This window comes from Pseudomonas helleri (genome assembly GCF_001043025.1).
Classification (GTDB): Bacteria; Pseudomonadota; Gammaproteobacteria; order Pseudomonadales; family Pseudomonadaceae; genus Aquipseudomonas; species Aquipseudomonas helleri.
In genome coordinates, this window is the sequence record NZ_JYLD01000008.1 from 206,698 (window position 1) to 224,076 (window position 17,379).

Sequence of the window (17,379 nt, forward strand, 5' to 3'; positions counted from 1 at the left end):
TGAAATTGGCGAGTACGCCCTTGGCGTACTCGCTATTGCTGCAGTTTGCGTTTACGAAATTCAGCCACTTTATGGCGGTTGCCACACAGCGCCATGCTGCACCAACGGCGTTTGTGAGCCTTGGTGCGGTCATAAAACCACAGCACGCAGTCCGGGTGTTCGCAGGTGCGAATCAACTCGGCATCGGCATTCACCAGCAAGTCAGCGGCGGCTTCAGCGATCGGCGCCAGAAACTGTTCCGCCGTTTGCTGTTTGTGCAGGCGTTGCAGGCTGAGTTCGCCCGCTTCGTTCCAGGCCAGTTGCGGGTAACTCACCGCCTTGCGCAAAAAGGTGTTCAGCGCAGCGGGATCCCCTTGCTGCCCCGTCTTACGTTGCTCCAGCAGATCACGGATCACTTCTCGCAGATGCCGTGCGGCTGTCAGCAGGGCGCCTTCCTCAAACTCGGGTATTTCCCCCGGCGCAAACCATTCAAGACGCACGAGCCAGCGTTTGACGTCGGCATCGCTTTGCCAAAAGTCGACCGGTACAGCCTCGACATTGGCTCGGGTGTTGAGCATGTCCAGCACGGGATGGTCAGCCAGTACATACGGCTCTAGCGGTGGAGTGGCGGGGGTGGCGCTCATGGTCGGTCCTCGAAAAAGCTGGGCTATCGTAACCGTTAATGAGTGATCTGGGTAGTTACCTAATTAGATGGTGTAACCATAATAATTAATTTGACAGGTTACTGATTTGGGCGCAGCTTTTTAAAAGCTAACCCGAATATTTGATTTTAATGGTTACTTTAGGAGCGTCTGTATGCCCAATTCAAACCCCGTGGTGCGTTATAAACACATTGAGGCCGATGGTATTCGTGTGTTCTATCGCGAGGCCGGTGATCCGTCGGCGCCGGTGATGTTGTTGCTGCATGGTTTTCCCAGCTCTTCGCATATGTTTCGCGACCTGATCCCGTTGCTGGCGGCTCACTACCGGGTTATTGCGCCGGATTTGCCGGGCTTCGGTTTTACTGAAGTGCCTGAGGCGCGGGGCTACAGTTACAGCTTCGATAACCTGGCAATTACCGTGGAGCATTTTGTCGATGCGTTGAAACTCACGCGGTATGCACTGTATGTGTTTGATTACGGCGCGCCGGTGGGTTTTCGTCTGGCCGTGGCACAGCCGCAGCGAGTCAGTGCGCTGGTCTCGCAAAACGGTAATGCGTACCTCGAAGGGCTGGGCGATGCCTGGGCGCCGATTCGTGCGTATTGGGCCGAGCCGACGGCGGCTAATCGTGAGGTTATCCGCAACGCGGTACTGAGCCTGGAAGGCACGCGTTATCAGTATCTGCACGGCGTTGATAGGCCAGAACTGGTGGCCCCGGAGTCATGGATGCTGGACCTGCTGTTGATGCAGCGGCCGGGCAATGACGACATCCAGCTGGACCTGTTTCTCGACTACCGCAACAACCTGACCCTGTACCCGCAGTTTCAGGCGTTTTTCAAGGCTGCACAGGTGCCGACGCTGGTGATTTGGGGCAAGCACGATCCGTTTTTCATCCCGCCGGGGGCTCACGCCTATAAAACCGATAATCCCAACGCGGTGGTGGAGTTGCTGGACACCGGCCACTTTGCTCTGGAAACCCACGCCGAGAACATCGCCCAGCGGATTTTGGCGGTGCTGCCACGGGTTTGAGCCTTGAAGCCCGGCAGGCTTGCCAGCAAGGGCAAGCCTGCCGGGTGCTTTTAGAACTTCCAGCTCACGGACGCCGTGACATTACGCGGGTCGCCAAAATTGCTTTGGGCGTAACGCACGCTGTCCAGGTACTTCTGGTTGGTCAGGTTGTCGAGGTTCAGTTGGGTGCTCCAGTGCGGGGCGATCTGGTAGCTGGCCATCAGGCCCACCAGCGCGTAGGCATCCTGGCTGGCGGCCGGGGTGGTGTCGTTCTCGACCTTGCTTTGCCATTTCAGGCTGCCACCGACCTTGACCTTGGGCGCCATCGGCAACTGGTAGGTCATGGAGGAGGTCAGCGCATTGCGCGGGATAAATTTGTTGCCGCGCTGATCATCAGCGTTGGTGATGTACACATAGGTGTAGCCGCCGCTGACTTGCAGGCCGGGGGCCAGTTCGCCCGACGCCTCCAGTTCAATCCCGCTGCTCTTGTACGACTCGCCATCGTACACATAGCCGCCCAGTGCGGGGTTGTAACCGGCATACGTCGCCACGTTGTCTTGTTGGGTGTGGAACACCGCCGCCGTGACATTCAGTTTATTGTCGAGCAAACGACCTTTGATCCCTGCCTCATAACTCTTGCCTTCCAGCGGGTCGATAACCTTGCCCTGGGTGTTCAGGTTGTATTGCGGGTTAAAGATTTTGGTATAGCTGGCGTACACCGAGTATTGCTCACTCAGGTCGTAGATCACCCCGGCGTAAGGCGTGACCTTGCCATGAATGCTCACATCGCGGGCGGTGTCGTAGTTTTCGCCATCGCTGTCAGCGCTGAGCATGCGTGCGCCGGTGATCAGGTGCAGGTCATCGGTGAGGTTAAACCGCGCCCCGGCATAGAGGCTCTTTTGCCGATCGGTGTAGTTGGAGGTCGCGGCGTCTGTGGCAATGTTGTACGTCGGCTTGGGGATATCGCCGTTCAGGGCGTCTTGCAGCGACACCGAGGTGTAGTACGACGAGGTGCCGTACAACGAGGTTTCCTGGGTGTGCGAGCGCGCGATGTTGGCGCCGAAGGTCAACTGATGCTCACGCCCGCCAAGGCTGAAAGGGCCGCTGAAAGACAGATCGCCATCCAGCTCGCGGGTATCGTCCTTGTACTTGGAAGCCAGGCCGGTATAGCCGGTGGCCGACGCGCTGTTGCTGTAGACGTAGAACATGTTGGTGTCTTCACGGTGTTCCATCGCCGTCAAGGTCAGCGTCGACTTCCAGTCATTCTCGAAGCGGTGTTCCCACTCTGCAAAGGCGCGGGTGGTGTGCACGTCCCAATACACCCACGGCTGGGAAATATTCGAACGGGTGCTGTGATAGTGGATCGGGTTGCCGTTGGCATCGGCCAGCGGCAGCGCGCCCCAACTGGCGCCATTGGAGTTGGACTTCTGGTCTTCGATGCCGACGGTCAGGGTGTCGCTGTCAGTCAGGTCAAAAGCCAGCAGGCCACTGAGAATGTTCTTTTCCCGGGAGTAGCGGTCGAGGTAGGAGTTGCCGGTGTCATTGGCATAAATAAAACGGCCGCGCACATTACCTGAGTCAGTCAACGGCCCGGAAACGTCCAGGTCAACCCGGCGCTTGTCCCACGAACCGGCACTGACGCTGACGGTGGCCTGGGTGTCAGCCGTCGGCCGTTTGCGCACAAAGTTGACCGTGGCAGACGGGTTGCCGGTGCCGCTCATCAACCCGTTGGCGCCGTGCAGAATGTCCACTTGCTCGTAGGGCGCCATGTCGATATCGCCCACCAGCAATCCTCCGTTCAGCGGCATGCCCATGCCGTCGTACTGGAAGTTGGTGATGTCAAAACCGCGCGCGGTGAAGTAGGTACGGTCGGTTTCGACCTTTTGCACATTCACCCCCGGCGTGCTGTCCAGTACATCGCGAATGCTGTTGAGCTTGAAGTCATCCAGTTGCTCACGCTTGATGCTGGTAACGCCTTGCGGAGTTTCTTGCGCGGTCAGGTTCAGGCGGGTCGTGGTGGCGCTGGGTTTGCCCTGATAGCCCTCAGGCGAGTCCTCTTCGGTGTCAGCAGCATTGACCGTGGTGGCGGGCAGGTCGACAGCGCCTTGAGCGGCGAAAGCGTGGTTGAACATACCTAAGGCAACCAACGTCAGTGCCGACGTTGGCAGGGTGAACAGTTTGTGCATGATCTGCGAGTACTCCGGATGTGGAACTGCGTAGCCGAAATCGGTTACAAAGTTTTACATCTATACGGATGCAAATCATTTCTATTTACAAATCTTTACCATTTGTATTCAGCAGGCGCGCGTTTTGGACGGCATGGCCGGCAATACCGCCTCTTGCAGGGTGCGTGCCGCCGGGTGTTCGAAGCGCATGCCGGGGATGACCTCGCGGTCTTCGACCAGTTTCCCATCGGCCAGCACCACCACCCGCTGGCAAAACCGCCGGACCAGGCTCAGGTCATGGGTAATCAGTAAAAAACCGGTGCCAGATTCGCGCCGCACGTCAGCCAGCAGGTCGAGTATTTGCACCTGCAATACCCGGTCAAGGTTGGACAGGGCTTCGTCGAGGATGATCATCTGCGGGTCTATCGCCAGCGCCCGGGCGATACCGGCGCGTTGCAACTGGCCGCCGCTGAGTTGTGCTGGCAACTTGTCGCTGTCACTGGCCGACAGTTTGACTTGCAGTAACAGGCGCTCAACGCGGGCCTGGATGGCTTCGGCGTTCATGTCCGAAAGATGGCGCAGCGGCTCGGCAATGCTCCAGCCAATGCTGCGCTGGGGGTTGAAGGCACTGATGGCGTCTTGAAAGACCATTTGCACCCGGCGCAGAAAGTGCTGCGTGTTTAGCCCCTGTAACGTCTGGCCCTCGAACAGGACAGTGCCCTGAACGGGTGTTTCCAGGCCCATCAGCAAGCGGGCGAGGGTGCTTTTACCGCTGCCGCTTGCGCCCAGTAAACCAAGGCTCTGGCCCGCGTGCAGGTCGAGGTTCAGCCCTTTGAGCACCTGCACGCGGTGGCGTTTGCTGAACATTCCGCCAGCGGTGTAACCGTGGTTAAGATCGCATACCTGAATAAGCGTCATGGCGTGCAAGTCTCCAGAGTCAATGCATGGTGCGCGGCCAGCAGCGTGCGCGCTTCTTCGCTTTGCGGGGTGTTGAACAGGGTGTGGACATCGGCCTGTTCGACGATTCGGCCATGGGCCATGACTGACACCTGGTCGGCACAGCGCGCAACCACGCCCATGTCGTGGGTAATCAGCAGCACCCCGAGGTTTCGCTCTGCGACCAGGCGCTCCAGCAAGTCGAGAAAGCGTGCCTGGGCGACAACATCCAGATCGCTGGTGGGTTCGTCGGCCAACAAAAAGTGGCTGTCCGCGAGCAGCGCCAGGGCAATCATGAAGCGTTGCAACATGCCGCCGCTGAGCTGAAAAGCAAAAGAATCGAGCACCCTCGGCCCATCGTTGAGGCCGACTTCGTTGAGGGTGTCGAGAATTAATTGATCGGCGTGCACCCCGCGCAATCCTCGGCTGCGCAGGGTCTCCTGGGCATGTTGACGCAATGAGCGCACCGGGTTGAAAGCGCTGCGCGGGTTTTGCAGCACCAGCGCGGCTTCGCGCCCGCGCAACTGCGCCGGTTGCACCACGTGGCCGTCCAGACGCAGCGTGCCGCCCTGGCTGTGCACGCCGGGAGGCAACAGGTCGAGAATGCCCAGGCAGCTCAGGGACTTGCCCGAACCGCTGGCGCCCACCAGCGCGTGTACCTCGCCAGCCTTGAGCGTCAGGTCGAGTTGATCCACCAATGTGCGTTGCTGGTGTGTGAGGCACAGGCCTTGAATGCTCAGGGTCCAGGTCATTCCTTGATCTCCGCCAGTACGTTGGGGTCGAGCCGGTCGCGCAAGGCGTCACCGAGCAGGTTGAAGGCCATCACCGAGATAAAAATCATCAGCCCCGGCCACAGCAGCAGTTGCGGGTGGGTCCAGATAAATTCCTTGGAGTCGTTGATCATCACCCCCCACTCGGGCGTCGGCGGGCTGACCCCGAGCCCGAGGAAGGACAGCCCTGAAACGTGCAGCATCATGTGGCCGATGTCCATCGACGCCAGCACCAGCAACTGCCCGACCACGTTGGGCATCACATGCTGGCGCAGGCGGGTCAGGCGTGAAGCCCCGGACAGCCGCGAAGCCAGCACGTAGTCACGGTTGCGCTGAGCCAGCACCATGCCGCGCACCATGCGCGCATACCAGGCCCAGTGCGACAGGGCGATGGCGATGATCACGTTGGTCAGCCCGGTGCCCAGCAGGGCAATCAGGAAGAACGCCAGCACCAGGGTCGGAAAGGTCAGGAACATGTCGCACAGGCGCATCAAAAACATGTCGACCTTGCCGCCAACAATCCCGGCGATGCCGCCAATGGTTACGCCCAAGATCAGCACCAGCCCCAACACCAGCACCACGCTGCCCAGCGACCATTGCGTGCCGACGATCAACCGTGACAGCACATCGCGGCCCAGGTGGTCGGTGCCCAGCCAATGGCTGGTACTGGCGGGCAGCAAACGGTCGTCAAGGTTGACCAGGGTGGCGTCGTAGGGCGCGATCCAGGCCCCGAATAAAGCGAATATCAGCAGCAGTGCAACCAGTACATAGCCGACACGCAGGCCGCTTTTTTTACCTGCCAACACAGCGTTCACGCTACTCATGCCATCACCCCCGACAGACGCGTGCGCGGGTCGAGCCAGGCGTAGCAGATATCGACCACCAGATTGCACAGCACCAGCAGCGTGGTGAGCAGCAAGGTGAAGCATTGCATCACCGGGAAGTCGCGGTTAAGCACCGCGCTCACCGCAAAACGGCCGATACCGGGCCAGGCGAAAATGGTTTCGATCACCAGTGCGCCGCCCAACAACTCGCCAACGTGCATGCCGGTGGCGGTGACCAATGGCATCCAGGCGTTGCGCAGAATATGGTCGCGCCAAACCCGGCGCTCGTTCAGGCCGCGGGCCCGGGCATAAAACACATGCCGCTGCTGGCGCACATCGAGCAGGCTGGCGCGCAGCAGGCGGGCATTGATCGACATCGACATCAGGGCAATCGCCAGCACCGGCATAACCAAGTGTTGCGGGCCGCCACGGCCCATGGGCGGCAGCCAGCCGAGCCACAGCGAGAGCAGGGCGATGAGCAAAAAAGCCAGCCAGAAGTTCGGCATCGACACCCCGATAAAGGTGATAAAACGCACCACTTGATCCGGCCAGCGGCCTTTCCAGCGGGCCGCCGCCAGGCCCAGCGGAATACTCATCAGCAAGGTCACGAGCAACGCCAGGCCACCCAGTTGCAGTGTGGCGGGCAGGTAATACAGCACGTCATCCAGCACCGGGCGCCCAGTGATATACGACGTGCCGAAATCCAGGTGCACAGCGTTCCATAGCCAACTGACGTACTGCTCAACCAAAGGCCGGTCGAGGCCCAGGGCATGCCGCGCCTCGGCCAGCGCCGCGTCAGTGGGCGGGATCTGTGACAGGCGCAGGTAATCCAGCGCCGGGTCGCCATTGCCCAGGTGCAGCAGGACAAAGACGATCAACGACACCCCCAACAACACCGGGATCAGCAGCAAAAGCCGCAAAACGATATAACGCAGCATGGCTCAGGGCTTCCCGGTGGCAGGGCGCATGGCCTCAAACGGCACGTCAAACAGCGTGCTGCCGAACTGCACGTTATCGACCCCTTTGGCGCTGACACTGATGGCCGTGAGGTACGACACCGGCAGGTACACCGCCTGGTCATGCAGCGTGGTGAGGATCTCGCGGTAACCTTCGGCACGTTTGGCTTCGTCGGTTTGCCCCAGTACCTCGGCTATGGTGTGGTCGATCTGATCTTTCATCGGCAGCCCGCGCTGGGCCATGTAATCGGCATGCCCCGGGTAGCGCATGGAGCTCACAAACGAGTGCGGATCGTACGGCGCGCCCCAGGTATCCGCGAAGATCATGCCGAAGCGGCCCTCGCGTTGGCGCTGCACCAATGAGCCTTCTTCTTCGGCGCGTAACTTGACCTCGATGCCGACCTTGGCCAGCTCACCCTGAATGATTTCAGCCAGGCTTTTTTGCAGTGCGCTGGTGCCCAGAAACACCAGTTCGGTGCTCAACGGCTGGCCGTCTTTTTCGCGGACGGTTTTACCAGCGGGCACTTTCCAGCCTGCAGCGTCCAGGGCTTGTCGGGCGTGATCGGGGTCATAAGGCAAGGCTTTAAGGCCGATGTTGGCGTAGGGCATGTTGCTGGAAAACAGCGCGTCGGCGCGCGGTTCAAGGCCGTGCAGCACCTTGGCGATGATGGTGTCTTTGTCTACCGCCTGATTGATGGCCTGACGCACCACCAACTCGTTGGTCGGCGCTTGCCCGGTGTTCATCGCCACCGTGCGGGTGGCTAGCGGCGCGGATATGGCGGTGTTGAAACCGGCGTCACGCAGCCGTACAAAGGTCCCGGGGGAGATCTCGCCTTCGGCACCCTGGATCAGGTCCAGTTCGCCTGTTTGCAAGGCAATGGCGCGGCTGTCCGGGTCTGAAATCACTTTGACTAGCACTGCGCCATAGGCTGGTTTGGCTCCCCAGTAATGCTCGTTGCGCTCGAAACGGTCGTACTCGCCGCGTCGGGTTTGCGCCAATACCCACGGCCCGGTGCCGACCGGTGTGCCGGGTTTGGCGTCGGGCGCGGCAAACCGCAGCGGGCGCACCTGCGCCAGTTCCATCAGGGTCGGGTAATACGGGTGCTTGAGATGCAACACCAGGGTGTGTTCGTCGGGGGCTTCAACGCGCTCCAGGGTCGAGACCAGCTCCATCCATTGATGGCGTTTGGCATTGGCCAGGACAGCATCCAGGTTGGCCTTGGCTGCGGCCGCATTAAACGGGCTGCCATCGCTGAACTGCACATGGTCACGGAGGGTGAAGGTGTAGGTTTTGCCGTCAGGCGAGACGCTCCAGTGTGTGGCGAGCCACGGTTCGAGCGTGCCCTCGGCGGTGTAGCGCACCAAGGGCTCATACACCATGGCCTGGGCGTACATCTGGTTTGGCGAGTAGCCCCTGGGGTCCAGCGGCCCGGCATTGGTGGGCCATGAATAGGTCAGGGTCGGGGCGGCAGTGGCGCTGTAGGCCGATATTGTGCCGATGCTCAGGCAGGCGCCCATGATCCAGAGGGCAAGCTGTTTTTTCACACTTGACTGCTTCACACTGCGTCTCCCAATGATTGATGGTCAGTAGCCTATTCACGCGTTGGGTGTGAAGTTTATGTAAAAAGCTCATAACTGCGAGGCAAATTTTAATGCAAAGGGTCACAATTTCGCTGGACGATGCCTTGCTGACCGTCATTGACGAGCGGGTTGCGGCGCACGGCTATCAAGGTCGCTCCGAAGCCATCCGGGATTTGTTGCGTGCAGGCTTGCTGGAACAGGCGGCAGACGACCCAGAGGCACCCTGTGTGGCGACCTTGAGTTATGTCTACGATCACGCCACGCGAGAGCTGTCCAAGCGCCTGAACAACGCGTTTCATGAACACCACGACCTGACCCTGTCGACCTTGCATGTGCACCTCGACGAGGGCAAATGCATGGAGGTCTCGGTGCTCAAGGGCGCGGTGGGGGAGGTTTCAGCACTGGCGCGTCAGGTCATGGCCGAGCGTGGCGTGCGCCATGGTAGCGCGCAGATCATTCCGCTGGAGGCGCTCGTCGCTGAACAGTGACCTGAGTTCAGGCATTGGCGCACGTGGCGGTTCGCGTGCGCCACAACAGACGGCCCGCAGTGATGGACCAATTGCACAGCGCGATCAGCAGAATGATCGACAGCAGGGTCGGGATGCCGTAACTGACGATGATGTGCCCGGCCAGCCACGGGAAACCAAACACCCCGATAAAATACGCCAGGCTGAACAGCACCAGTGATTGCGAGGTGTGCCCGGCGGGTGCTTCGTTGGCGGCCAGCCCGTTGATCACTGAATAGGTCAGCCCGTAACCCACCCCAAGCGTCACCGCGGCCAGCACATAGGTCGCGCTGGAAGTGACGCTGAACATATACATCAGCACCGAGAGCACGATCATGGCGGTCAATGCACAGGCCATCCAGTACGGGTCGCGCTTGACGATAAAGCCCGCGATGAACAGCCGGCAGGAAATCGCGGCGCTCATGAAGCCCAGAAAGAACAGCGAATAATCCAGCTGATTGAGCGTCGCGTAAGAGGTTTGAAAACTCGACAGCCCGCCGAAAATCGCACCGCCCAAACCGACCATGACAATCGCGAACAGTGCTTTTGAGCGCAGCACCGTTACGGCGGCACGTGGTGTGATTTTGCACACGCTGACCGGGCCGACAATTGCGCTTTGCTCCTTGATTTTCGGGCCGATCAGGACAAACGCCAGGCCGCCGAGCAAGCTGGCGACGGTGGCCGCGATAAACGCGGTTTCGACCGGGTACCCCAGCGCTTCACTGGCCCGGCCAAGCAAGGGGCCGGTGCCGATGCCGGTCATCATGCTGCCCGACAGCAGGGCAAAATATTTAACCCGGCGCGCGGGTTCGATAATCATTGCCACGATGATCGGGCCCAAGGTGTAAAACACCCCCCAACCCAGGCCCAGCAGCAACCCGAACAGCAGAGCCGCGACGCCGAACGTCTGCACATTGGCGAAGCCCAGGCACGCGGCGGCCAGCAGCACGGCGCCTGCCGCAATGGATTTGGGCGCGCCAAACAGATCGGTCAGGTGCCCGGAGAAAATCACCGCAGCAAACGTGCTGACCATGGCCGCCGAAATAATCGTGCCTGCATCTGACTCGCTGCCACCGTGTGCGCTGAGCATCATGGCCAACAAAAACGTCGTGCCGTACGACACGGACAACAAGTAACTGCCCAGACAAAACAGGCCGAACACGCCGTTGGACGTGCGGGTGGCAGGTGCAGAAAACGGCATGGGAATGGGGTCCTTAAGCGGCAATTTTTGTAGTGCGGTACTTAATACCAGACTTGCCCGGCCACACAGGATTCAAACCTTCGGATCCTGAGGTCTGGATGTTCTAAACAATGGGCACAATGACGCCTGTAGGAGCGAGCTTGCCTCGCGATCTTTTGATCTTTCGCAGCCTTCGTGCCTCGTCAGCGACTACAGCCGGACGTAGCCTCGCAAAGCTCGTCAACTGCTACGGGGGTTGTGTAAACCAGCCGCTGTAGGAGCGAGCTTGCTCGCGATCTTTTGATCTTTCGCAGCCTCGTGCCTCGTCAGCGACTACAGCCGGACGTAGCCTCGCAAAGCTCGTCAACTGCTACGGGGGTTGTGTAAACCAGCCGCTGTAGGAGCGAGCGTGCTCGCGATCTTTTGATCTTTCGCAGCCTCGTGCCTCGTCAGCGACTACAGCCGGACGTAGCCTCGCAAAGCTCGTCAACTGCTACGGGGGTTGTGTAAACCAGCCGCTGTAGGAGCGAGCTTGCCTCGCGATCTTTTGATCTTTCGCAGCCTTCGTGCCTCGTCAGCGACTACAGCCGGGCGTAGCCTCGCAAAGCTCGTCAACTGCTACGGGATTTGTGTGCACCATCCGTTCACTGTAGGAGCGAGCTTGCCTCGCGATCTTTTGATCTTTTGAAAGATCGCGAGGCAAGCTCGCTCCTACAGTGAACGGATGGTGATCGATAATCGCACAGTAATATCAGTCATGCTGTGAACATATAACTACTTGATAAATAAGCAATTATTACTAATTCTAAAAGTTAAACAGAGACGTTTTGCCCTGTCCCGCCCTGGCCCTCATCTTGTCTATGGATCCGTTAACGGGTTGACTATCGGCCAGGTGATGTCCGGGGTCTCGCCCCTGACCGTTACCCATAAAAACTACAAAAAGGGTCTCGTCATGAAAGCCTTCTCAAGGGCAAAGAACCGCCTGGGTTCTGCATGCTTTATGTCTGTGAGTCACGCCGTGTTGTGCGGCTCTTTTGCTTCGGTGATGTCCGGGCAGGAGGCACGCGCATGGCTATCGATCTGAAAACCACTGTCGACACTGGCCCGATGAGTTCTTTCCAATGGCTCGCCATCGGAATCTGCATTGTGCTCAACATGATCGACGGTTTCGATGTGCTGGTGATGGCCTTCACCGCCGCCTCGGTATCAGCTGAGTGGGCGTTGAGCGGGGCGCAAATCGGCATGCTGCTCAGCGCCGGTTTGTTCGGCATGGCTGCCGGTTCTCTGTTTATCGCCCCCTGGGCGGACCGCATCGGTCGCCGTCCATTGATCTTGCTGTGCCTGGTGGTTTCCGGCGTTGGCATGCTGCTCTCGTCGATGAGCCAGTCGCCCACTCAGTTGGCGCTGCTGCGCGGCCTGACCGGGCTGGGTATCGGCGGCATTCTGGCCAGCAGCAACGTGATCGCCAGTGAGTACGCGAGCAAGCGCTGGCGCGGTCTGGCGGTGAGTTTGCAGTCTACCGGTTATGCCCTGGGCGCAACGCTCGGCGGCTTGATTGCCGTGTGGTTGTTGTCGCACTGGGGCTGGCGTTCGGTGTTTCTGTTCGGCGGCATCGTGACCTTTGCGGTTATCCCGCTGGTGCTGCTGTGGTTGCCGGAGTCGCTGGACTTTCTGCTGGCCCGTCGTCCGGCAACCGCCTTGCAACGTATCAACCGTCTGGCCCAGCGCATGGGGCTACAGACCTTGAGCCAAATGCCGCCCGTGGTGGCGAGCGTGGCAGGCGAGGGCAAGGGCTTTACCAAGCTGCTGACGCCAGCACTGCGCCGCACCACGCTGTTGATCTGGACGCTGTTCTTCCTGGTGATGTTCGGCTTCTACTTCGTGATGAGCTGGACGCCCAAGTTGCTGGTGTCTGCCGGGCTTTCTGCGCAGCAGGGCATCACCGGCGGGGTGTTGTTGAGCGTGGGCGGGATCTTTGGCGCCGCGCTGGTCGGTGGTTTGGCCTCGCGCTGGCCGCTGACACGGGTGTTGTCGCTGTTCATGCTGGTGACGGCGGGCTTGCTGGTGCTGTTTGTGGGCTCGGCTTCTTCGGTCATGGCGGCGCTGGGTCTGGGCCTGTTGATTGGGATGTTCTCCAACGGTTGCGTGGCCGGGCTGTATGCGCTGTCGCCGATCGTCTATGACGCCTCGGTGCGCACCACGGGCGTGGGCTGGGGCATCGGGATTGGCCGGATCGGCGCGATCCTGTCGCCCATCGTGGCCGGTTTTCTGCTCGATGGCGGCTGGCAACCGCTGCACTTGTACGGGGTGTTCGCCATCGTATTCGTGATCGCAGCAGGCTGTTTGTTGCTGCTCAAACCGGGCGCTCCTACCGCGCAGCCGGTGCTTTCGGCAGCCTGATCTCAGGCGCTGATTGATGCCCGGCCCTGGCCGGGCACATTCCACACGTACACCTCAACCAGAGCTGGGCGGGCTTTTTCAGCTGCGGGGAGCGGCTGCGTCCAAAAAACGGAGAACAATAATAATGAAGAACACCATTGGCTTGCTGTCGTTGACCTTGTGCGCCCCTGTCATGGCGCAGGATCAAGGCTTTTTTGAAGATTCCAGCACAGATCTGCTGCTGCGCAACTACTACTTCAACCGCGACTTTCGCGACCCTGGGGCGACCAAAAGCAAGGTCGATGAGTGGGCGCAAGGCTTTATCCTCAAGTTCAGTTCGGGCTTTACCCCAGGCGTTGTCGGGTTCGGGGTGGATGGCATTGCCATGCTCGGCGTCAAGCTCGACAGCAGCCGCGAGGCCAGTGGTTCGGAGCTGCTGCCGGTGCGCAGCAATGGGCGCGCTGCAGACAATTTCAGCCGTGCCGGGGTAGCGGCAAAAATGCGCTTCTCGGCCACTGAAATCAAAGTCGGTGAACTGATGCCGGACGTGCCGGTACTGCGCTATGACGATGGTCGCCTGCTCCCGCAAACCTTCCGCGGAGCCATGCTGGTGTCCAAAGAAATCGAAGGGCTGGCGGTACAGGCTGGTCAATACCGCAAGGTCAGCCTGCGTAACTCTTCGGACATGCAAGAGCTGTCGACGTGGGCGGCACCGGGCGTGACGTCTGACCGTTTTAACTATGCGGGGGCAGACTATCGCTTCAACGAGCAGCGTACCCAGGTGGGTGTCTGGCATTCGCAACTCAAAGACATCTACCAGCAGAGCTACTTCAACCTGCTGCACAAGCAGCCGGTGGGCGACTGGGTGCTGGGCGCCAACCTGGGCTACTTTATCGACAAGGATGACGGCAGCGCGCGCATCGGCAACGTCAGCAGCCGCACGGCGTACGGCCTGTTTTCCGCCGCGACGGGCGGACACACGCTGTACCTCGGTTTGCAGAAAGTGAGTGGCGATACCAGCTGGATGTCGGTGTACGGCAGCAGCGGGCGAACCCTGGGCAACGACATGTTCAACGGCAACTTCAGCAACGCGGACGAGCGTTCGTGGCAAGCGCGTTACGACTACAACTTTGCCGCCATGGGCGTGCCGGGCTTATTGGCAATGGTGCGATATGGTCACGGCGACAATGCCACCACCAAGCAAGGCACCAACGGCAAGGAATGGGAGCGCGATACCGAGATCGGATACACCGTTCAGAGTGGCAGCTTCAAAAACCTCAGCCTGCGGGTCAACAACTCGACCAACCGGCGCACCTTCAACAGCGACTTTGACCAAACCCGCGTGATCATCAGCTACCCGTTGTCGATGTAATACCCCGGCACTCAACCCGCCCTGTAGGAGCGAGCTTGTCTCGCGATCTGTTGATGTTGAAAAGATCGCGAGGCAAGCTCGCTCCTACAGGGTTTTGAGGTCGATCTGGGCTACTATGTCGGCCCCCTGTTTTCTGGAAGCCGCCTGGATGAGCAAGCCCGGCCAACTGGTGCTGATTGCACTGCGCAAAATGATTGCCTCGGGCGAGCTGGCCGCAGGCGAACGTCTGATGGAAATCCCTACCGCTGAACTGTTCGGTGTCTCACGCATGCCGGTGCGCATGGCGTTTCGTACGCTGGAGCAGGAAGGCTTGCTGGTGCGTTTTGGTGGTCGCGGGTTTCAGGTGCGCTCTGTCAGTGCCAATGACATTGCCGGTGCCGTCGAGGTGCGCGGGGTGCTTGAGGGGTTGGCGGCGCGTCTGACCGCTGAGCGCGGGCTTTCGCCAGAAGGCCGGGCAGCCCTTGAACTGTGCCTGCTGCAAGGCGACGAGCTATTCGATAAAGGCTTTGTGACCGAAGATGACCTTGAGGCTTATCACGACCTCAACATGCGCTTTCATCAGGTGATTATTGAGGGCAGCCACAACCCGGCAATTGCCGATGCGCTGGCGCGCAATGATCATTTACCGTTTGCCTCGGTTACGGCGCTGGCGGTTGATCGTAAAGATATGGCCCGCGAGTACCGACGCTTCAATTACGCACACATGCAGCACCATTCGGTGTTCGATGCGCTGGTCAATGGTCAGGGTGCTCGCGCTGAAGCCATGATGCGCGAGCACGCCAATGCCACCTTGCGGTATGCCGAGATTTTCAGCTCGGCAGTGGCCAGTGAGCGGATGCGGGTGATTTTGCGCGCCGACTAGATATCCAGCACCAGCAGCGGCGATTTCGAGCGTGAGCAGCACGGCGTGAACTGGTTGTTGCACGCTTGCTCCTCTTCCGTCAGGAACATGTCGCGGTGGTCGGGTATGCCCTCCAGCACGTTGGTCAGGCAGGTGCCGCACACGCCTTGTTCGCACGACATGGGGATGTCGATGCCATGGCTTTCCAGCACCGCCACTACGGTTTTGTCGGCCGGGATCTCGATGATCTGGCCGCTGCTCGCGACTTTGACGCTAAAGCTGCCATCGTGGCTGCTGTCGATGGCTGCGGCGGCGAAGTATTCGCGGTGCAAGCGGTCTTCTGCCCACCCTTGGACGCGTGCACTGTCCAGTACGTGCTGCATAAAACCAGCGGGTCCACACACGTAGAGATGCAGGTCAGGTTGCGGATTGGCCAGCACTTGGGCGGCGTTCATGAGCGTCTCGGGTTGCTCATCAAAATGCACGAACACGCGGTCTGCGAACGCTGACTGGCGAATCCGCTCCACAAAGGCTGCGCGGTCGCTGGAGCGGGCGCAGTAGTGCAGCTCGAAGTCAGCATTGCTATGGGCCAGACGCTCGGCCATGCACAGAATCGGCGTGATGCCGATACCGCCTGCAAATAACAGGCTGCGCCGGGCTTCGTGGACCAGCGGGAACAAGTTGCGCGGCTCGCTGATCTGCAAGCGGTCGCCAGTATTGATTTGCTCGTGCAGGTGTTGAGAGCCGCCGCGTGAGGCCGGGTCCCTGAGCACGCCAATCAGGTAGCGATGGCGTTCGTCCGGGTGGTTGCACAGTGAGTACTGGCGAATCAACCCGTCGGGCAAGTGCACGTCAATGTGCGACCCGGCGCTGAAAGCGGGCAGGGGGCTTTCATCGAGACGGGCCAGTTCATAACTGCAAATCCCCTGGGCTTCGGTTTTGCGCGAAACAACCTGCACTTCGATCATGGCTGGATCCTCACAACGCTTTCGGCGGGCTCGCGTTCGCTGGCGATGATGCGTTCCAGGACGCGACGCGACTGCACACCGCCCGAGTCGATATTGAGCTTGAGCAAGGCGCGATGCGGGTGATCCAGCAGGTTTTGTTGCTGGCGCTCGAGCATTTCCAGGTCTTCGCTGAAAATCTTGCCCTGGCCCTCGCGGATCGTCGCCGTGAGCGCTTGATCCTGCGGATTGAAGTTGCGCGCCATGCCCCAGAAGTACCAGATCGAGGTGTTGGTTTCGGGGGTAATAAAGTCCACTACGATGCTTGATGCCTTGGCCTGCGCCGGGGCGTGATAACCACCTTTGCCCGCATGGGCCACGCCGACTTCGATCAGCACATGGCTGGGGGGAGAGAAGCGGCAGATCTGCCAGCGGTCCACCGGCACATCATCGGCCAGGTTGTTGCCGCGCAACGCCATGCGCCAGAACGGCGGGGCCATGATGTTTTCCATGTGCCGGGCGGTGACCACTTCGTTACCTTCGACGGTGGTCACCGGAGGGGCTTCGTCAATTTCCTTCTGGCCGATGCTGGACGCGTGCACGTAGGTTTCGTGCGTCAGGTCCATCAGGTTGTCGATCATCAGGCGGTAGTCGCAACCGATATGAAACAACCCGCCGCCGTAGGCCCATTCATCGCTGACGGCCCACTCCAGGTGATGGATCAGGTCGGGGTCGGCTTTGTCCTGTTCGCCCGGCCATACCCAGATAAACCCGTAGCGCTCGACCACGGCAAAGGTCTTGTTGCAGGGGAAGCCGCGCACGCGCTGGCCGGGCATCTCGACGGTCTTGCCGTCGCAACCCATCACCAGGCCGTGGTAGCCGCACACCAGGTTGCCGTTGTCGACATACCCCAGCGAGAGCGGGGCACCGCGATGCGGACAAAAGTCTTCGACGGCCGCGACTTTGTTTTCCAGGCCGCGATAAAAAACCATCTTTTCACCGCAAATCTGCCGACCCAGCGGCTTGTCGGCGATTTCGTCGGGGGTGCAGGCGACGTACCACGTATTTTTTGGATACATACCAATCTCCAGATCAGGTGTTATTGCTTTTATGGATCCATTAGGCGGGATTGGTCTTGGGCGAGTCAATTTGTAATCAGTGAATAGCAGTAGTTTTAGGCGATTAACGAACACAAAATTGGGTGCAGTGTGGATTTAGTGGATCCATTGCAAGAATGCTTCGTGCTGTGGCGTCACCGTGCGGCTAAATGTCTCGCAG

15 protein-coding genes are annotated in these 17,379 nt (G+C 59.8%); 5 read left to right on the forward strand and 10 right to left on the reverse strand.

The annotated features are described in order from the left end of the window. Positions 1–32 precede the first annotated feature (32 nt). Positions 33–623 carry a CGNR zinc finger domain-containing protein gene (locus TU84_RS14940; protein ID WP_048370188.1) on the reverse strand — a complete coding sequence of 197 codons (591 nt, stop codon included), beginning with the start codon at positions 621–623 and terminating at the stop codon, positions 33–35. Between the two features lie 172 nt (positions 624–795). Between TU84_RS14940 and TU84_RS14945 the strand changes: the two genes are divergently transcribed. After that, positions 796–1,668 carry an alpha/beta fold hydrolase gene (locus TU84_RS14945; protein WP_048370190.1) on the forward strand — a complete coding sequence of 291 codons (873 nt, stop codon included), beginning with the start codon at positions 796–798 and terminating at the stop codon, positions 1,666–1,668. A gap of 50 nt (positions 1,669–1,718) precedes the next feature. On the opposite strand, the gene TU84_RS14950 is transcribed toward TU84_RS14945, so the two are convergent. The 6 genes from TU84_RS14950 to nikA form a co-directional block, all read right to left on the reverse strand. Further along, on the reverse strand, positions 1,719–3,833 hold the full coding sequence (locus TU84_RS14950) for a TonB-dependent siderophore receptor (protein ID WP_048370191.1): 2,115 nt from the start codon (positions 3,831–3,833) through the stop codon (positions 1,719–1,721). A gap of 108 nt (positions 3,834–3,941) precedes the next feature. Next, positions 3,942–4,730, reverse strand: coding sequence for a nickel import ATP-binding protein NikE (nikE, locus tag TU84_RS14955; protein ID WP_048370194.1), 789 nt, complete (start codon positions 4,728–4,730; stop codon positions 3,942–3,944). Next, positions 4,727–5,500: an ATP-binding cassette domain-containing protein gene (locus TU84_RS14960; protein WP_048370196.1), complete on the reverse strand. Its 774-nt coding sequence runs from the start codon at positions 5,498–5,500 to the stop codon at positions 4,727–4,729. Before TU84_RS14960 ends, nikE begins: the two co-directional genes overlap by 4 nt. Next, the gene (nikC, locus tag TU84_RS14965; protein ID WP_048370198.1) at positions 5,497–6,342 is read right to left on the reverse strand and encodes a nickel ABC transporter permease subunit NikC; all 846 of its coding nucleotides are present in this window, start codon (positions 6,340–6,342) and stop codon (positions 5,497–5,499) included. The genes TU84_RS14960 and nikC overlap by 4 nt, the downstream gene beginning before the upstream one ends. Beyond that, positions 6,339–7,280: a nickel ABC transporter permease subunit NikB gene (gene nikB, locus TU84_RS14970; protein WP_048370199.1), complete on the reverse strand. Its 942-nt coding sequence runs from the start codon at positions 7,278–7,280 to the stop codon at positions 6,339–6,341. The genes nikC and nikB overlap by 4 nt, the downstream gene beginning before the upstream one ends. Before the next feature lie 3 nt (positions 7,281–7,283). After that, the gene (gene nikA, locus TU84_RS14975) at positions 7,284–8,858 is read right to left on the reverse strand and encodes a nickel ABC transporter substrate-binding protein (protein ID WP_048370201.1); all 1,575 of its coding nucleotides are present in this window, start codon (positions 8,856–8,858) and stop codon (positions 7,284–7,286) included. A 92-nt stretch (positions 8,859–8,950) separates the two neighbouring features. Between nikA and nikR the strand changes: the two genes are divergently transcribed. Then, complete coding sequence (gene nikR, locus TU84_RS14980) at positions 8,951–9,367, forward strand: nickel-responsive transcriptional regulator NikR (RefSeq protein WP_048370204.1); 417 nt, start codon at positions 8,951–8,953, stop codon at positions 9,365–9,367. A 7-nt stretch (positions 9,368–9,374) separates the two neighbouring features. Here nikR and TU84_RS14985 read toward each other — a convergent pair whose 3' ends face one another. Then, positions 9,375–10,586: an MFS transporter gene (locus tag TU84_RS14985; protein WP_048370206.1), complete on the reverse strand. Its 1,212-nt coding sequence runs from the start codon at positions 10,584–10,586 to the stop codon at positions 9,375–9,377. Positions 10,587–11,633: 1,047 nt separating this feature from the next. Between TU84_RS14985 and TU84_RS14990 the strand changes: the two genes are divergently transcribed. The 3 genes from TU84_RS14990 (at position 11,634) to TU84_RS15000 (ending at position 15,178) form a co-directional block, all read left to right on the forward strand. After that, positions 11,634–12,965, forward strand: coding sequence for an MFS transporter (locus tag TU84_RS14990; RefSeq protein WP_048370207.1), 1,332 nt, complete (start codon positions 11,634–11,636; stop codon positions 12,963–12,965). A 124-nt stretch (positions 12,966–13,089) separates the two neighbouring features. Continuing rightward, a complete protein-coding gene (locus tag TU84_RS14995) occupies positions 13,090–14,316 on the forward strand; it encodes an OprD family porin (protein ID WP_048370209.1) in 1,227 nt (408 codons plus the stop codon). Between the two features lie 148 nt (positions 14,317–14,464). Further along, on the forward strand, positions 14,465–15,178 hold the full coding sequence (locus tag TU84_RS15000; RefSeq protein ID WP_048370210.1) for a GntR family transcriptional regulator: 714 nt from the start codon (positions 14,465–14,467) through the stop codon (positions 15,176–15,178). Here the strand turns inward: TU84_RS15000 and TU84_RS15005 are convergent. Beyond that, entirely contained in the window at positions 15,175–16,125 is a 951-nt protein-coding gene (locus TU84_RS15005; RefSeq protein WP_048370212.1) for a PDR/VanB family oxidoreductase, read from the reverse strand. The genes TU84_RS15000 and TU84_RS15005 overlap by 4 nt on opposite strands. Next, positions 16,122–17,180: an aromatic ring-hydroxylating oxygenase subunit alpha gene (locus TU84_RS15010; protein ID WP_048370214.1), complete on the reverse strand. Its 1,059-nt coding sequence runs from the start codon at positions 17,178–17,180 to the stop codon at positions 16,122–16,124. The genes TU84_RS15005 and TU84_RS15010 overlap by 4 nt, the downstream gene beginning before the upstream one ends. Between the last annotated feature and the right edge of the window lie 199 nt (positions 17,181–17,379).